A 15572-nucleotide genomic window follows, 5' to 3' on the forward strand; every position below is an offset into this window, starting at 1 on the left:
TTAGGCGCGTGAGCGCCGTAAGCCGCCGCTTTGGCTTTGTTGTTTGCTGCTGGGTTTGGCTCTTGATCGATTGGCTTCTTCCACCGCCCTCCGGCGGCGGCCGCAGAAGCTCCCCTGTAGGTCGCTTCTGCTCTCTTTGCTTGTGCAAAGAGAAGTAAGCAAGAGAAAGCACACCCCGGCTCTGGCGCCCGCTGCGCGGGTGCCTTCGCTGTGCAACGTGCTCGGGGCCGTTGCGGACACGCCATCCCTGGCGTGGCCGCAACTGAGCCGCCCTTCCTGGGCGGCTCTCCCCTGCGCTCGCCGCACAGCTCAGCGCCAGAGACGGGGACCCCAACATCAAAAGCAACAGCACAGCGACGCTCATCGCTGGAAGCTGCTGTTGCTTTGCTTTTGACCTTCCCCCCTTTGCCTCGCACCGAGCAGCGCAGCGAGCGCAGGGGAGAATCGAACAGGATGTTCGATTCAGTTGCATACAGGCCATGGATGGCCTGTATGCGACGGCCCCGAGCACGTGAGCAGCGCTTACCTGCCGGCGCCGCGACAGCGGCGAGGGATGCGAGGCGTAGGGCGTGCTTTCTCTTGGGTACTTCTCTTTGCACGAGCAAAGAGAGCAGAAGCGACCTACGGGGGAGCTTCTGCCGCGGGCGCCGAAGGGCGCACGAAACCAAGGCTCAATTGCGCGGAACGCCAAGCAGCAACAGCAAAGCCCTGGCGGGTTACGATGGCTGGCATGGGATGCTGATGCTCAGTCTTACGCCGACTTCAACACCTGCCCCAGAAACGCCCGCAAACGCTCATTGGCCGGCGCCGTGAAGAAACGCTCCGGCGCGTCTTCGTAGACGATCTCGCCGGCTTCCATGAATACCACGCGATGCGCCACCGCACGCGCAAAACCCATCTCATGGGTCACCACGCACATCGTCATGCCCTCGCTGGCCAGCACCTTCATCACATCCAGCACCTCGCCCACCTTCTCGGGATCCAGCGCCGACGTGGGCTCGTCGAACAGCATGATCTCCGGCTGCATCGCCAGTGCGCGGGCGATGGCCACACGCTGCTGCTGACCGCCGGAGAGCTGGCCCGGATGCATGTCGGCCTTGTCCGCCAGACCGACCTTGGCCAGCAGGGCCAGCGCGCGTTCGCGGGCGCGTTCCGGCTTCACGCCGCTGACCACGCGCGGCGCCAGCATCAGATTGTCCAGCACCGTGCGATGCGGAAACAGATTGAAGCTCTGGAACACCATGCCCAGACGTGCACGCAGACGGTTCAGGTCAGTGCGCGGATCGTGCACCGACTCGCCCAGCACGCGGATCTCGCCGGCGCTGATCGGCTCCAGGGCATTGAGCGTGCGCAGCAGCGTGGACTTGCCCGAACCCGAAGGGCCGATGATGCACACCACCTCGCCGCGCTTCACCTGCAGCGACACGCCGCGCAGGCCCACCACGCCATTGCCGTAGACCTTGCCAACCTCGCGCACCTCGATCAACACCTGCGACTCAGTCATGCGCCAGCCTCTTTTCCAGACGCCGCACCAGATACGAGAGCAAGCCGGTGAGCAGCAGATACATCCCCGCCACGGTGAACCAGACCTCGAAGGGACTGAAGGTGGAACTCACCACCTCGCGACCGGCCTTGGTGAGATCGGTCAGCGCCATCACCGAGACCAGCGAGGAATCCTTGATCAGATTGATGAACTGTCCGGCCAGCGGCGGCAGGGTGCGCTTGAAGGCCTGCGGCAGGATCACATGGCGCATGGCCTGCGGCAGGCTCAGGCCCAGGCTGCGCGCGGCTTCCATCTGGCCGCGCGGCACCGCCTCGATGCCGGCGCGGATGATCTCCGCGACATACGCGGCGGTGAACACCGCCAGCGCCGCGACACCGGCGGTGAAGGCGGAGAGCTCCATCACCGTGCCGACGAAGAAGTAGAAGATGAAGATCTGCACCAGCAGCGGCGTGCCCCGGATCACTTCCACATAGGTCGCGGCCAGACCGCTCACCGCGCTGTTGCGCGAGACCCGGCCCAGGCCGATCAGCAGACCCAGCACCAGCGCCGCCATCAGCGAGAGCGCGGAAATCTTCAGCGTCATCCACAGGCCCACCAGCAGCGGCCCGGCCACCAGGCCGCGCTTGCGCGCCAGCGGATCGTTCTCGAACACCAGATCGCCATCGCCGACCAGCAGTTCATCGAAGTCGCGGATCGTGATGCTGCGCGAGCCCTTCATCTCCTTGAGCGTGAGGCTGTGGCCATCTTCCGCCACGGCCACGAAACCGTCGAAGGGCGCGACGCGTTCCTGACCTTCATTGCTGATCAGGTATTGCGGGATGCGCTGCCAGTTCCAGCTGTAGTCGATGCGCTGGGTGGCGACATACAGGCCGCCGATGATCCCGCCCAGCACCACCAGGTAAATGAGCCAGGCGCCGGCGCGCCCTGCCAGGGGATTACTGCGCATTGACGGTCTTCAGCCAGGCCGTGCTCTGGAACCATTTCTGGTACAGCGCATCGTAGGAACCATCGGCGCGGATCACGCGCAGGAAATTGTTCAGCCAGTTGAGAAAGTCCGGATCACCCTTGCGGATCGCCCAGCCGATGGGCTCGTCGGTGAAGGTCTCGTTCAAGAAACCCACCTCGCCCGGATAGCGGCCGGCGTAGATGGTGTTGAAGGGCAGATCGTAGACGAAGCCATCGGCGCGGCCGTTGCGCACTTCCAGCACCGCCTCGGCCTCGGTCTCGAAGGCCTTGAAGCGCGCCTTGGCGAAGTACTTGCGCGCGGCAATGTCGCCGGTGGTGCCGAGCTTGGTGGCGATCACGTACTTGGCATCGTCCAGCTGCTCGCGCTTGCTGATGGTGCCGATCAGGCCTTTGCGGATCAGCACGGTCTGGCCGATGCTCACGTAGGGGTCTGCAAAGTTCACCTGCAGATTGCGCTCGGGGGTGATGGTCATGCCCGACATCAGAAGATCGAACTTGGCGGTGAGCAGCGCCGGAATGATGCCATCCCACTGGGTGTTGACCAGGTTCAGCTTCACGCCCATGTAACGCGCCATGAGCCGCGCCAGATCCACGTCGAAGCCGACGATCTTGCCGCTCTTGTCGCGCATCTCGAACGGCATGTAGCCGGCTTCCATGCCCACGCGCAGCTCGCCGCGTTTCAATATCTGCTTGAGCGCGGACTGCTCCCAGAGCGTCTGCGCCAGCGCCGCGCGCCCGCCCAGCGCCCCCCACAGCAGCAGACCGGCACCGCCGGTCAGCAGTTCTCTACGCCTCATCGTGCGGGCACCGGATGCATACGGGTTATTCCTCAGGCGCTTGCGGCCTTGTTCGTTCGAAGATGGGCTCGATTACAGCAGATTCCGCGCCAAGCCTGTGAGAGCCCATGTCCGGATCGTTCGCCAGCGAGCTGCAGTGGATTGCCGACACCGCGCCGAGCCTGCGCGAGGAGCTGCTGGGTCTGGCCAATCTCAATTCCGGCAGCTTCAATGCCGGCGGCGTGCGCGCGGTGGCCGAGCGCCTGCTGCCGCGCTTCACCCAGCTGGGCGCCAGCCATGAATGGCTGGAACTGCCGGCTTACACCCTGACCACCGACAGCGGCGCGCAGACCCGTCGCAAGATCGGTCCGGCCCTGCGTCTGCGGCAGCGGCCGCAGGCGCGGCTGCAGGTGTTCCTGGCCGGCCATCTGGATACGGTCTATCCGCGCGACCATTCCTTCCAGACCGCACGCTTCGCCGATGAGGACACCGTGCATGGTCCGGGCGTGGCCGATCTCAAAGGCGGGCTGCTGACCCTGTGGCTGGCGCTGGCCGCCCTGGAGCGCAGCCCGCAGCGCGAGCGCATCGGCTGGGAGGTGCTGCTCAATCCCGATGAGGAGATCGGCAGTGTCGCCTCGGCGCCGCTGCTGGCCGAGGCCGCCACGCGCCACCGCTTCGGCCTGATCTACGAACCCTCCCTGCCCGACGGCTGTCTGGTTTCGGCGCGCAAGGGCAGCGGCAATTTCGAAGTGCTGGTGCACGGCATTGCCGCGCACGCCGGACGCAACCCGGAACAGGGCCGCAATGCCCTGGTGGCGGCCGCGCATTTCACCACGCGCCTGCAGGCCCTCAACGGCCAGCGCGAGGGCGTGACGCTCAATCCCGGCTATGTGCGCGGCGGCGGCGCGGTGAACGTGGTGCCCGACTTCTGCCTGCTGCGCTTCAATGTCCGCACCAGTGCGCCGGCCGACGAAGCCTGGCTGCGCAACCAGATCGACCGCATCTGCGCGGAGCTGGGCGGCGACGGCCTGTGCTTCGAGATCCGCGGCGGCTTCACGCGTCCGCCGAAGCTGATCAACGAGGCCCAGCAGCGGCTCATGCACTGGGTGGGCGATTGCGGACAGGCACTGAAACTGCCGCTGAGCTTCAAGCCCACCGGCGGCTGCTGCGATGGCAACAACCTCGCCGCCCTGGGCCTGCCCAATCTCGACAACATGGGCGTGGTGGGCCGCGACATCCACTCCGCCAAGGAAACCATGCGCTATTCCAGTCTCGCCGAGCGCGCGCAGCTGTCCGCGCTGCTGCTGCTGCGCTTCGCCAGCGGCGCGCTGAGCTGGTCATGAAAATCATCCGGCCGATTGCCGAAGCCGATCTCGACGGTCTGCTCCATCTCGCGCAGACCGCCGGCACCGGCTTCACCTCGCTGCCGCCGGTGCGCAGTGTCCTGCAGCGCAAGATCGAGCGCTCGCTGGCCTCGTTCGCGAGCAGCGTGCAGGCCCCGGGTCTGGAGCGTTACATGTTCGTGCTGGAAGATGGCGAGCGCGCCGAGCTGCTGGGCTGCTGCGCCATCGAGGCCGCCTGCGGTCTGGACGAGCCTTTCTACAACTACCGCGTCGGCCTCACCGTGCATGCCAGCCGCCGCCTGCAGGTCTACCGGCGCGTGCCCACGCTGTATCTGGCCAACGATCTCACCGGAGCCGCAGTGCTCTGCTCGCTGTTCCTGCGCCGTGATGCGCGCGCCGCCGGTCTGGGCCAGCTGCTGGCGCGTTCACGCTTCCTGTTCATGGCCGCGCATCCGCAGCGCTTCGGCAGCAAGGTCGTTGCCGAGCTGCGTGGCATCTCCGATGAGCACGGCCGCTCACCGTTCTGGGATGGCCTGGGCCGGCATTTCTTCAGCATCGATTACGACGATGCCGAGCACGCCGTGGGGCGCGGCAACAAGGCCATGATTGCCGAGCTGATGCCGCAGCATCCGATCTACACCGTGCTGCTGCCCGAGGACGCGCAGGCCGCCCTGGGCCAGGTGCATCCGGAAACCGCGCCGGCGCTGCGCCTGCTGGAGCGCGAGGGCTTTCGCTACCAGGGTTATGTGGACATCTTCGATGCCGGCCCCGCCGTCGAAGCGCCGCTGGCGGAGATCGTCAGCGTCAAGCACTCACGCCTGATCAGTGCGCGCGAAGGCGGGGCCAAGGGCCTGCCGCATCTGATCGCGACGGAGCGCCTGCGCGACTGGCGCTGCGTGCTGGGCGAGCTCGATGAAAGCACGGAGGCGCCGCGTCTGGACGCCGGGATGCTGGACGCGCTGCAGCTGCGCAGCGGCGAACTCGCGCGCGTTGCCTGCCTGTAGCCATGCACACGGGGCAGCTGTTCATCGACGGACAGTGGCGCGAAGGGCGCGGCGCGCCGCTCCAGAGTTTCAATCCCGCCGATGGCACCCTGCTCTGGCAGGGCCGCAGCGCGGATGTCCGTGACGTGCACGAGGCCTTTCTTGCGGCGCGCGTGGCGCAGAGCGCCTGGGCCGAGCGCGAGCCCGCCGGGCGCGAGGCGCTGCTGCGCGCTTACGCCGAATGCCTGCGCCAGCGCAGCGAGGCGCTGGCGCTGCTGATCGCACGTGAAGTGGGCAAGCCGCTGTGGGAGGCGCGCGGCGAAGTGACGAGCATGATCGGCAAGATCGAGCTGTCGATCCGCGCGCAGGCCGAGCGCGCCGGCACGCGGCAGGACGGCGCGCAGGTGCTGCGGCATCGTCCGCACGGCGTGGTGGCGGTGTTCGGCCCCTACAACTTTCCCGGGCATCTGCCCAATGGCCACATCGTCCCTGCCCTGCTCGCCGGCAATGCAGTGATCTTCAAGCCCAGCGAACAGACGCCGGCCGTGGCCGAGGCCATGGTCGCCTGCTGGCAGGACGCGGGTCTGCCGCCGGGCCTGCTCAATCTGCTGCAGGGCGAGCGCGACACCGGCGCGGCGATTGCCGCCGACGGCGAACTCGATGGCCTGTTCTTCACCGGCAGCTCGCGCACCGGCGCGCTGCTGCATCGCCAGTTCGCCGGCGACACGCGGCGCATCCTGGCCCTGGAAATGGGCGGCAACAATCCGCTGATCGTGCGGCCGCTGCAGGCCGTGGACGCTGCGCTGCATGATGTGCTGCTCTCGGCCTTCCTCAGCAGCGGACAGCGTTGCAGCTGCGCGCGGCGTCTGCTGTTGCCGGAAGGCGACTGGGGCGAGGCCTTCCTGCAGCGCCTGCTGGCCGCCACCGCCACGCTGCGCGTCGGCGCCTGCGAAGACCAGCCGCAGCCCTTCATGGGTCCGCTGATCTCGCCGCGCGCGGCGCAGCAGCTGCTGGAGGCACAAGACCAGCTGCTGGCGCTCGGCGCCCGCGCGCTGCTGCCGATGCAGCGTCTGCCGCAGGGCGCCGCGTTTCTCAGCCCTGGCCTCATCGAGGTCAGCGGCATCGACGTGCCCGACGAGGAGCACTTCGGACCGCTGCTGCAGCTGATCCGCTATCGCGAACTCGACCAAGCCATCGCCATCGCCAATGCCACGCGCTACGGTCTGGCCGCCGGCTTCTTCGGCGAGGACGAGGCCGAGTATCGTCATTACGCGCGTCGCGCCCGTGTCGGCGTACTCAACTGGAACCGTCCCACCACCGGCGCTTCCGGCGCACTGCCGTTTGGCGGCACCGGCGCCAGCGGCAACCATCATCCCAGCGCCTGGTATGCCGCGGACTACTGCAACTATCCAGTCGCCAGCCAGGAAGCCCCGCAAGCCAGCCTGCCAGCACAACTGCCACCCGGCATGCAGCTCTAGAAAGCCCAGCCCTCACACCCCTCACCGCCCGCCGCCGCCCGGCGCGATGCAAAAGGGGGCTGAAAGGCCAGGCAGAAGCCTGTGTAGCCCGGATGAAGCGAAGCGCAATCCGGGGCTGTTGATGGCGGTGGGCGATGAGTCCCCGGATTCCGCTGCGCTGCATCCGGGCTACGCCTGCTGCTTTGCTTTTGCTGCGGCTTTTGCCTTTGGGGTCCCTGTCTCTGGCGCTGAGCGGAAGGCTGCGCGCAGGGGAGAGCCGGACAGGGAAGTCCGGCGAAAGAGCAGCCGCGCCAGGATGGCGCGTCTGCAACGGCCCCGAGCACAGCCTGTAGCGAAGGCACCGGCGCAGCCGACGCCAGAGCCGGGGTGTGCTTTCTCTTGCTTACTTCTCTTTGCACAAGCAAAGAAAAGCGTGAAGCGAGCTACGGGAGCGCTTCTCGCCGCCGCCGGAGGGCGGCGGAAGAAGCCAATAGATCAAGAGACACACGCAGCAACAATCAGCAAAGCCACAGCGAGCCGCAGTTCTCAGCTCAGTCCCGAACGCAGGACTAGTCTGCTTCGCCAGCGCTCATCCCCGCATTCCAAGGAGACCGCCATGCACCGCCGCCAAGTCCTGCTGCAACTGCTCGCCCTCGGCAGCCTCGGCCTCAGCCCGACCGCACACCCCCAGCCCCGCGGCCTGATGCTCGCGCAGGTGTACAGCAAGCAACAGCCACTGGATTTCGCCGACTGGTGGATCAGCGAAAAACTCGACGGCGTGCGCGCCTGCTGGGATGGCCAGCGGCTCTGGACCCGGGGCGGCCATGCCATCGCCGCGCCGGACTGGTTTACGCGCGAACTGCCGGCTTTCAGCCTGGATGGCGAGCTGTGGGCCGGACGCGGCGCCTTCGAGCGTGCCAGCGGCATCGTGCGCAACGGCTCTGACGATGACGCCGGCTGGCGCAGCCTGCGCTACATGATCTTCGATCTGCCGGAGACGGCCGGCAGCTTCGATCAGCGCCTGCAGACGCTGCGCAGCCTGCCGCTCGGCGCCGCGGCGCAGGCGGTCGAACAGTTCCGGCTCGATGATGCCAACGCCCTGCAAGCCCGCCTCGAAGCCGTCGTCGCCGCCGGCGGGGAGGGCCTGATGCTGCATCGGGGCGCATCGCGCTATGTGAGCGGACGCAGCGAGGACCTGCGCAAGTTCAAGCCCTATGAGGATGCCGAAGCCCTGGTCATCGCCACCGTGCCGGGACAAGGTCGGCTTGCGGGCCTGATGGGCGCACTGGAAGTGCGCAGCGATGATGGCCGCCGGTTTCGTATCGGTAGCGGCTTCAGTGACGCGCAGCGTCGCAAGCCGCCCGCACCGGGCAGCCGCATCCGCTACGCCTACAACGGCCTCACCGCCAGCGGCCTGCCGCGCTTCGCGCGTTACCTGGGCCTGCGCAGCGATCCACCCTGAGCGTGCAGGGCCTCGCGGGAACTTGCGCCGCCGCGCGCCGGTCTGCTGCTGCGGACCCCAGGGATGAGATGCGATGAATCAATGGATACGCAATAACCGAGGCTTCCTGATCCTGGCGCTGCTGTTCGGCCTGTTCCGCACCGCGGTGGCCGACTGGAATCCGATTCCCTCCGGCTCCATGCGCCCCACGCTGCTGGAAGGCGATGTGGTGTTTGTCGACCGTCTGGCCTACAACCTCAAGCTGCCGCTGAGCAATGTCGTGCTCGCCCACACCGGCGAGCCGCAGCGCGGCGATGTGGTCACCTTCTTCTCGCCGCGCGACGGCACGCGTCTGATCAAGCGTCTGGTGGCGGTGCCCGGCGACACCGTGGAGATGCGCGACAAGACCCTGATCATCAACGGCCAGGCCGCCCGCTATGCGGCGCTGTCCGAAGCCCGGGAGGCGCTGCCGGACGGCCGGGTGATCGGCGCGCTGCGCCTGGATGAAAACCTGCTCGGCGGCCGGCATGTGGTGCAGTGGCTGAGTCCGCCCGGGGCCCTGCCCGTGGACCGCTTCGCGGCGCTGCAGGTGCCGCCCGATCATTACCTGATGCTGGGCGACAACCGCGACAACAGCGCGGACTCGCGATACTTCGGCCTGGTGCCGCGCGAGCTGCTGATCGGTCGCGCACAATTCATCCTGGCCTCTGCCGACCTGCAGCAGCACGGACTGCCCCGCCTGCAGCGCTTCGGCCAGAGTCTGCGGCCCTAGTGCAGCGCTGCCAACGAAACGTTAGGAGATGGCTGAACGCTTTTCGCGCAGATCAAGGCGTGAGTCGGAGGCGTAGCCGGCACTACGGCGACGATGAACAACGCAGAGCTGCGCGAAAAGCGCCGGCCAGAACTAACGGTTTGTTGGCAGCGCTGCACTAGCCCCGGCATCCGCTTCCTGCGGCGCGCCGTATCAGCGGCATGCACCGCAAACCCCAGCTGCCCGAAAAAACCTGCGCGCACTGCGCGCGCCCCTTTCAATGGCGCCGCAAATGGCAGCGCTGCTGGGAGCAGGTCCGCTACTGCTCGGCGCGCTGCCGCCGTGCGCGCAAGCAACCATGAGCACGCTGCGACTGGTGCTGGGCGACCAGCTCAGCGACTCGCTCAGCGCCCTGCGCGATCTGAACCCCGCGCAGGACGTGGTGCTGATGTTCGAGGTGCACGAGGAAGCCAGCTATGTGCCGCACCATCAGCAGAAGCTGGTGCTGGTGCTGGCCGCCATGCGCCACTTCGCGCAGCGGCTGCGCGCGCGGGGCGTGCGCGTGGACTATGTGCGCCTGGATGATCCGCACAATCGCGGCAGCTTCAGCGCCGAGCTGGCGCGCGCCCTGGAGCGCCACCGCAGTCGCCGGCTGATCGTCACGCATCCGGGCGAATGGCGGGTGCTGGAGATGCTGCGCAGCTGGCCGCAGCGCTTCGGCCTGCAGCTGGAGCTGCGCGAGGACGAGCGCTTCCTCTGCCCGCTGCCCGAGTTCCAGCGCTGGGCCCGGGGCAAGCGTCAGCTGCGCATGGAATTCTTCTACCGCCTCATGCGCCAGAAGACCGGCTGGCTGATGCACGGTGATCAGCCCGAGGGCGGCGCCTGGAATTTCGATGCCGACAACCGCAAGCCTCTGGGCGATGACGTCGTGCCGCCGCCGCGCCTGGGCTTTGCGCCCGATGAACTCACGCAGGCGGTGATGGCGCTGGTGCGGGCGCGTTACGGCCATCACTTCGGCGAGCTGGATACCTTCGCCTGGCCGGTGACGCGCGAGCAGGCGCTGCAACAGCTGGATGCCTTCATCGCCCACGGCCTGCCGCAGTTCGGTGACTACCAGGATGCGATGCGCCAGAACCAGGACTGGCTGTTTCACAGCGCGCTGTCGCCGGCCCTGAACCTGGGCCTGCTGCTGCCGCGCGAGGTCTGCGAGGCGGCGCTGGCGGCCCATGCCCGCGGCGCGGCGCCGCTCAATGCCGTGGAAGGTTTCCTGCGGCAGATCCTGGGCTGGCGCGAATACGTGCGCGGCATCTACTGGACCTTCATGCCCGAATACGCGCAGCGCAACCATCTCGAGGCGCAGCGGCCCTTGCCGGAATTTTTCTGGAGCGGGCAGACACAGATGAACTGCCTGCGCGAATGCATCCGCAACACCCGCGAGCATGCCTATGCGCATCACATCCAGCGCCTGATGGTGATCGGCAACTTCGCGCTGCTGGCGGGACTGGATCCGCTCGAGGTGCAGCGCTGGTATCTGCTGGTGTACGCCGATGCCTTCGAATGGGTGGAGCTGCCCAACGTCCACGGCATGGTGCTGCACGCCGACGGCGGTCTGCTGGGTTCCAAGCCTTATGCGGCCTCCGGCGCCTACATCGAGCGCATGTCCGACTACTGCCGGCACTGCGTGTATCAGGTGCGCCTGAAGAACGGCCCCAAGGCCTGTCCCTTCAACTATCTCTACTGGGATTTTCTGCAGCGCCACCAGGACAAGCTGGGCGGCAACCCGCGCCTGGCCATGCCCTATCGCACGCTGCAGCGTCTGCCGGCGGCACGGCGCGAGGCCATCACGCAGGACGCCGCGCGCTTTCTGGACAGCCTGCAATAGCGGAAATCCCCGACGCCGCCGGCGCAAGCGCACGCGTAGAATCGGACGCATCGTCTTGATGCGGCGGAAGTCAGTCTATGGACGGCGGCGTCGAAGCAACTGCGGTGGAAGCCAATTTCGATGGTCTGGTCGGCCCCACGCATCATTACGGCGGACTGGCCGCCGGCAATCTCGCCTCCCAGCTGCATGCCGCGCAGGTTTCCAATCCGCGCGAGGCGGCGCTGCAGGGTCTGGCCAAGATGCGCGCCCTCGCCACGCTGGGTCTGGCGCAGGGCCTGCTGCCGCCGCAGCCGCGTCCGCATATCCCCAGCCTGCGCCGCCTGGGCTTCAGCGGCAGCGATCGCCAGATTCTGGAACGGGTCGCGCGACAGGCGCCGGAACTGCTGGGCATGGTCGGCTCGGCGGCGGCGATGTGGACTGCCAATGCCGCCACGGTTTCACCGGGCGCCGACTGCGCCGACGGCCGCGTGCACTTCACGCCGGCCAATCTCTGCACGCAGCTGCATCGCGCCATCGAGGCCGAAACCACGGCGCGGGTGCTGCGCGCGGTGTTCGCCGATCCCCTGCACTTCGTGCACCACCCGCCGCTGCCCGGCGTGCCGGCGCTGGGCGACGAGGGCGCGGCCAATCACACCCGCCTGTGCAGCGATTACGGCGAGCCCGGCCTGGAGCTGTTCGTGTATGGCGCCGCGGACGCCGCCGCGCCGCGACCGCAGCGCTATCCGGCCCGGCAGACGCGCCTGGCCAGCGAATCGGTGGCGCGGCTGCACGAACTCTACGAGGCGCGCTGCTTCTTCGTGCAGCAGAATCCCGCCGCCATCGACGCCGGCGTGTTTCACAACGATGTCATCGCCGTCGGCAATCGCGAGCTGCTGCTGTATCACGAGCAGGCCTTTTTGCACGGTGAGGCCCTGCTCGCCGGCCTGCGCGCCGCCTGGCCCGGATCGCGTGCGCCGCGGTTGGTGCGCATCGAGGCCAGCGAAGTCAGTCTGGCGCAGGCGGTGAGTTCCTACCTGTTCAACTCGCAGCTGGTCTGCCTGCCGGGCGGCGGCATGCGCCTGATCGTGGCGGCGGAGTGCCGCGAGCAGGCGGCGGTCTGGGCCTGCATCCAGCGCCTGATCGCCGACGAGCACAATCCCATCAGCGGCGTGGAAGTCTTCGATCTGCGCCAGTCCATGCACAACGGCGGCGGCCCGGCCTGCCTGCGTTTGCGCGTGGTGCTGAACCAGAGCCAGCGTCTGGCGGTCAATCGGGCATGCTGGATCGATGCGGCGCAGGCGCGCCGGCTGGAAAGCTGGGTGCATCGCCATTACCGCGACCGGCTGAGCCTCGCCGATCTGGCCGATCCGCAGCTGCTGGCCGAAACCTATACCGCGCTCGACGAACTGAGCGTGCTGCTGGAGCTCGGCAACGTGTACGATTTCCAGCTGGCCTGAAGCCGCAGGCCCCACACTCATGTAGACGATGCGACTGAATCTGAACTGGCGCTGGTATCCCTGGCAGGACCTGGACCCGGACACGCTCTACGCCTTCCTGCGCCTGCGCGTGGACGCCTTCGTCACCGAACAGAACTGCGCCTTCTCCGAACTCGACGGCCTGGACCCGCGCTGCGAGCATCTCTGCGCGCGCGATCCGGCCGGTCCGCTGCTGGGCTATCTGCGCCTGCTGCCGCCGGGCCTGAAGTCGCGTTATCCCGGCCTGGGCCGCCTGGTGGTGGCGCCTTCGGCGCGCGGCCAGGGCCTGGCGCGCAGCCTGCTGCAGGCCGGCGTGCGCGCCTGCCATGAGCGCTATCCGGAGCAGGACATCGCCATCTCCGCGCAGCAGCACCTGGAGGATTTCTACCGGCGCATGGGCTTCGAAGTCGGCTCCAAGCCGTATCTGGAAGACGGCATCTGGCACGTGGACATGCGCAAGGCCTGGACGCGCTGAGCATGCCCACCGGCCATCGCGCTTAAAATCCCGCGCTCTTCAATAAACGCAGACCGCTCAAGGCATGTATCTCCAATTCTTCCAGCTGCGGGAGCTGCCGTTTTCGATCACGCCGGATCCGGCGTATCTGTACATGTCGTCGCGCCACCAGGAGGCGCTGGGCCATCTGCTCTACGGCACCGGCCAGTACGGCGGCTTCGTGCAGCTCACCGGCGAGGTGGGTACCGGCAAGACCACCATCGTCCGCGCCCTGCTCGACCAGAAGCTGCAGGACGTGGACGTGGCCTATATCCACAACCCGCGCCTGTCCGAGCAGGAATTCGTGCAGACGCTCTGCGACGAGCTGGGCGTGCCCTACGCGCGCGAACAGCTGAGCCTGAAGACCCTGATCGATGCGCTCAATGCGCATCTGCTGCAGGCGCATGCCCGGGGCCGGCGCACGGTGGTGATCATCGACGAGGCGCAGAACCTGCAGCCGGCGGTGCTGGAGCAGGTGCGCCTGCTCACCAATCTGGAAACCGCCAAGGAAAAGCTGCTGCGCATCATGCTGGTCGGCCAGCCGGAACTCTCGGCGCTGCTGGCGCGCGCCGATCTGCGCCAGCTCGCCAGCCGCATCTCCGCGCGCTATCACCTGACGCCGCTGGGCGCGCGCGAAACCGCCGAGTACATCGAGCATCGCTTGCGCATCGCCGGCGCGCCCGGCGAAATCTTCACGCCGGCGGCGATGACCGCCGTGCGCCGCTACAGCGGCGGCATCCCGCGCCTGATCAACATCATCTGCGACCGCGCCCTGCTCGGCGCCTATGCGCAGAACGCGCGCCGCGTCTCGCCCGCCATCGTGCGCAATGCCGCGCGTGAGGCGGTGGGCCACCAGCCCGAGGTCTTCGATCCGCAGGCCCGCCGCCGCTGGCGCCTGATCGAGGTCGGCTGGGGCGGAGCGCTGCTGATCTGCATCGGCCTGCTGGTCTGGAGCTTCACCCGTCAGCACCCGCCCCAGGCCACGGCAGCGGTGCCGGCGGCCGGCGTCCCGGCCCCCGCAGCGGCGCCGGCAGCGGCCGCGCCTGCGGCCGAAGCCAGCCCGGCAGCGGTGAAGGTCGATCCGGTGGCCGATCTCGACATGCTGGAAAAGACCAGCGAGCCGCTGGCCACGGTGATGGGCCGCCTGATCCAGCTCTGGGAGCCGGATTTCGAAGTCGATGACGGCCGCAAGCTGTGCAGCGACATCAAGAAGCGCAAGCTCGAATGCCTGCGCGACAGCGGCAAGTGGGACGATCTGCGCCTGCTCAACCATCCTGCGGTGCTGCGCCTGGATCTGCCCAAGCTGGGCGCACAGTACTTCCTGGTCACGGCGCTCGGCGACAAGGATGCCACCCTGGGCACCGCGCTGGGCCCGGTGCGTCTGGCCCGCGAAACCCTGGAGAGCGTGTGGAGCGGTGACTACCTGCTGCTCTGGCGTCGTGAACTGGGCGAGCGGCGCATCGACCAGAAAAGCCGGGGCGCGCCCATCGTCTGGCTCTGGCGCCGTCTGGCCGAACTCAAGCTCACCCGTCTGCCCTCCCCGGTTCCCGATCGCTACACGCCGGAACTGGCGGCGATCATCCGCCAGTTCCAGATCGAGCACGGCATGAAGGTGGACGGCGTGGTGGGCACGCGCACGCTGATTGCGTTCAGCAGCGGCCAGGCCAACACGCCGACCCTCCAGGTCCGCGAGAAACCATGAGCTACATACTCGACGCCCTGCGCCGCGCGGAACGCGAGCGCCACGCCGGCAGGACGCCGGGCGTGGAGAGCCTGAGCCACGGCATCGCCGCCGGCGCCGCGCGGCTGCCGCCGGCGATCTGGGTGCTGGCGCTGCTGACGCTGGCGGTGGCCGTCGCCGCGCTGCTGCTGGCGCTGCGCGATCACCGCGCGCCGCCGCCCGCAGCAACCGCGCCGGTGGCCAGTGCCGCGCCGGCGCCCGCAGCGCCAGTGGCAGCGCCCGCCGCCGCCAGCGCGCCGAGCCCACGCGAAGCCATCCCGCTGCCGGCGATGGATGCGGCCACCGCCATCCGCAATGGCGAGGGACTGAGCAGCCTCGATGATGTGATGACCAGCGATGAATCCGCTGCCGAGCAGGATGGCGCCACCGTGATCCGCGCCCGAAGCCGCAGCGCCGAGGACCAGGCCGCCGCCAGCGCGCCCAACACCTCGCCCCTGGACCAGCGCCAGGTGATCAAGGTGGACCCGGCGCTGCCGCCGGCGCCCGCGCGCGAGACCGCGCCCGCCGACAACGGCAATCCGGCGCCCGTCAACGAAACGGCGCGCAAGCTGGGCGAGATGCCCGAGTCCTATCGCGCGCAGTTCCCGCAGTTCAATCTCGAAATCCACAATTACAGCAGCGAGGCCGGCCGCAGCTGGATCATGGTCGGCGGCCAGCGCTACAAGGAAGGCGACAGCCTGGCCAATGGCGCGCGCATCGCGCACATCATCGAAGACGGCGTGATCTACGACTACGGCGGCGCGCAGGTGCTGCTGCCGAATCGCTGATCGGCCCCGCACCG

Annotated in this window: 14 protein-coding genes; 11 read left to right on the plus strand and 3 right to left on the minus strand. The window is 68.0% G+C overall.

All coding sequences use genetic code 11. The features are described from left to right. Positions 1–751: 751 nt before the first annotated feature. The 3 genes from BMY12_RS16165 to BMY12_RS16175 are packed head-to-tail and all read right to left on the minus strand — an operon-like array spanning position 752 to position 3267. Positions 752–1504 carry an amino acid ABC transporter ATP-binding protein gene (locus BMY12_RS16165; RefSeq protein WP_093288602.1) on the minus strand — a complete coding sequence of 251 codons (753 nt, stop codon included), beginning with the start codon at positions 1502–1504 and terminating at the stop codon, positions 752–754. After that, on the minus strand, positions 1497–2450 hold the full coding sequence (locus BMY12_RS16170; protein ID WP_093288605.1) for an amino acid ABC transporter permease: 954 nt from the start codon (positions 2448–2450) through the stop codon (positions 1497–1499). Before BMY12_RS16170 ends, BMY12_RS16165 begins: the two co-directional genes overlap by 8 nt. Next, the gene (locus BMY12_RS16175) at positions 2440–3267 is read right to left on the minus strand and encodes a transporter substrate-binding domain-containing protein (RefSeq protein ID WP_093288607.1); all 828 of its coding nucleotides are present in this window, start codon (positions 3265–3267) and stop codon (positions 2440–2442) included. The genes BMY12_RS16170 and BMY12_RS16175 overlap by 11 nt, the downstream gene beginning before the upstream one ends. A 107-nt stretch (positions 3268–3374) precedes the next feature. Between BMY12_RS16175 and BMY12_RS16180 the strand changes: the two genes are divergently transcribed. From BMY12_RS16180 to BMY12_RS16230, 11 genes are all read left to right on the plus strand, one after another. After that, positions 3375–4589 carry a hydrolase gene (locus BMY12_RS16180; protein ID WP_093288610.1) on the plus strand — a complete coding sequence of 405 codons (1215 nt, stop codon included), beginning with the start codon at positions 3375–3377 and terminating at the stop codon, positions 4587–4589. Further along, positions 4586–5593, plus strand: coding sequence for an arginine N-succinyltransferase (astA, locus tag BMY12_RS16185; RefSeq protein WP_093288612.1), 1008 nt, complete (start codon positions 4586–4588; stop codon positions 5591–5593). The genes BMY12_RS16180 and astA overlap by 4 nt, the downstream gene beginning before the upstream one ends. Positions 5594–5595: 2 nt before the next feature. After that, positions 5596–7050, plus strand: a complete 1455-nt coding sequence (gene astD / locus BMY12_RS16190; protein ID WP_093288615.1) for a succinylglutamate-semialdehyde dehydrogenase — start codon at positions 5596–5598, stop codon at positions 7048–7050. Between the two features lie 595 nt (positions 7051–7645). After that, complete coding sequence (locus BMY12_RS16195; protein WP_093288617.1) at positions 7646–8491, plus strand: DNA ligase; 846 nt, start codon at positions 7646–7648, stop codon at positions 8489–8491. A 73-nt stretch (positions 8492–8564) separates the two neighbouring features. Continuing rightward, positions 8565–9242: a signal peptidase I gene (gene lepB / locus BMY12_RS16200; RefSeq protein ID WP_093288619.1), complete on the plus strand. Its 678-nt coding sequence runs from the start codon at positions 8565–8567 to the stop codon at positions 9240–9242. 200 nt (positions 9243–9442) lie between these two features. Beyond that, entirely contained in the window at positions 9443–9583 is a 141-nt protein-coding gene (locus BMY12_RS20940) for a DUF2256 domain-containing protein (protein WP_093288621.1), read from the plus strand. Then, complete coding sequence (locus BMY12_RS16210) at positions 9580–11103, plus strand: cryptochrome/photolyase family protein (protein ID WP_093288624.1); 1524 nt, start codon at positions 9580–9582, stop codon at positions 11101–11103. Before BMY12_RS20940 ends, BMY12_RS16210 begins: the two co-directional genes overlap by 4 nt. 77 nt (positions 11104–11180) lie before the next feature. Further along, positions 11181–12539: an N-succinylarginine dihydrolase gene (astB, locus tag BMY12_RS16215; RefSeq protein ID WP_093288626.1), complete on the plus strand. Its 1359-nt coding sequence runs from the start codon at positions 11181–11183 to the stop codon at positions 12537–12539. A 28-nt stretch (positions 12540–12567) separates the two neighbouring features. Then, a complete protein-coding gene (locus BMY12_RS16220) occupies positions 12568–13032 on the plus strand; it encodes a GNAT family N-acetyltransferase (protein ID WP_093288629.1) in 465 nt (154 codons plus the stop codon). A gap of 64 nt (positions 13033–13096) precedes the next feature. Beyond that, positions 13097–14752: an ExeA family protein gene (locus tag BMY12_RS16225; RefSeq protein WP_093288631.1), complete on the plus strand. Its 1656-nt coding sequence runs from the start codon at positions 13097–13099 to the stop codon at positions 14750–14752. Further along, positions 14749–15558, plus strand: coding sequence for a general secretion pathway protein GspB (locus BMY12_RS16230; protein ID WP_093288634.1), 810 nt, complete (start codon positions 14749–14751; stop codon positions 15556–15558). Before BMY12_RS16225 ends, BMY12_RS16230 begins: the two co-directional genes overlap by 4 nt. Positions 15559–15572: the final 14 nt, after the last annotated feature.

Source organism: Solimonas aquatica (assembly GCF_900111015.1).
Classification (GTDB): domain Bacteria; phylum Pseudomonadota; class Gammaproteobacteria; order Nevskiales; family Nevskiaceae; genus Solimonas; species Solimonas aquatica.

Excerpts from the sequence above, each read along its gene's own strand:
- BMY12_RS16165 (WP_093288602.1), bottom strand. The coding sequence starts at position 1,504 with ATGACTGAGTCGCAGGTGTTGATCGAGGTGCGCGAGGTTGGCAAGGTC.
- BMY12_RS16170 (WP_093288605.1), bottom strand. The coding sequence starts at position 2,450 with ATGCGCAGTAATCCCCTGGCAGGGCGCGCCGGCGCCTGGCTCATTTAC.
- BMY12_RS16175 (WP_093288607.1), bottom strand. The coding sequence starts at position 3,267 with ATGAGGCGTAGAGAACTGCTGACCGGCGGTGCCGGTCTGCTGCTGTGG.
- BMY12_RS16180 (WP_093288610.1), top strand. The coding sequence starts at position 3,375 with ATGTCCGGATCGTTCGCCAGCGAGCTGCAGTGGATTGCCGACACCGCG.
- astA (WP_093288612.1), top strand. The coding sequence starts at position 4,586 with ATGAAAATCATCCGGCCGATTGCCGAAGCCGATCTCGACGGTCTGCTC.
- astD (WP_093288615.1), top strand. The coding sequence starts at position 5,596 with ATGCACACGGGGCAGCTGTTCATCGACGGACAGTGGCGCGAAGGGCGC.
- BMY12_RS16195 (WP_093288617.1), top strand. The coding sequence starts at position 7,646 with ATGCACCGCCGCCAAGTCCTGCTGCAACTGCTCGCCCTCGGCAGCCTC.
- lepB (WP_093288619.1), top strand. The coding sequence starts at position 8,565 with ATGAATCAATGGATACGCAATAACCGAGGCTTCCTGATCCTGGCGCTG.
- BMY12_RS20940 (WP_093288621.1), top strand. The coding sequence starts at position 9,443 with ATGCACCGCAAACCCCAGCTGCCCGAAAAAACCTGCGCGCACTGCGCG.
- BMY12_RS16210 (WP_093288624.1), top strand. The coding sequence starts at position 9,580 with ATGAGCACGCTGCGACTGGTGCTGGGCGACCAGCTCAGCGACTCGCTC.
- astB (WP_093288626.1), top strand. The coding sequence starts at position 11,181 with ATGGACGGCGGCGTCGAAGCAACTGCGGTGGAAGCCAATTTCGATGGT.
- BMY12_RS16220 (WP_093288629.1), top strand. The coding sequence starts at position 12,568 with ATGCGACTGAATCTGAACTGGCGCTGGTATCCCTGGCAGGACCTGGAC.
- BMY12_RS16225 (WP_093288631.1), top strand. The coding sequence starts at position 13,097 with ATGTATCTCCAATTCTTCCAGCTGCGGGAGCTGCCGTTTTCGATCACG.
- BMY12_RS16230 (WP_093288634.1), top strand. The coding sequence starts at position 14,749 with ATGAGCTACATACTCGACGCCCTGCGCCGCGCGGAACGCGAGCGCCAC.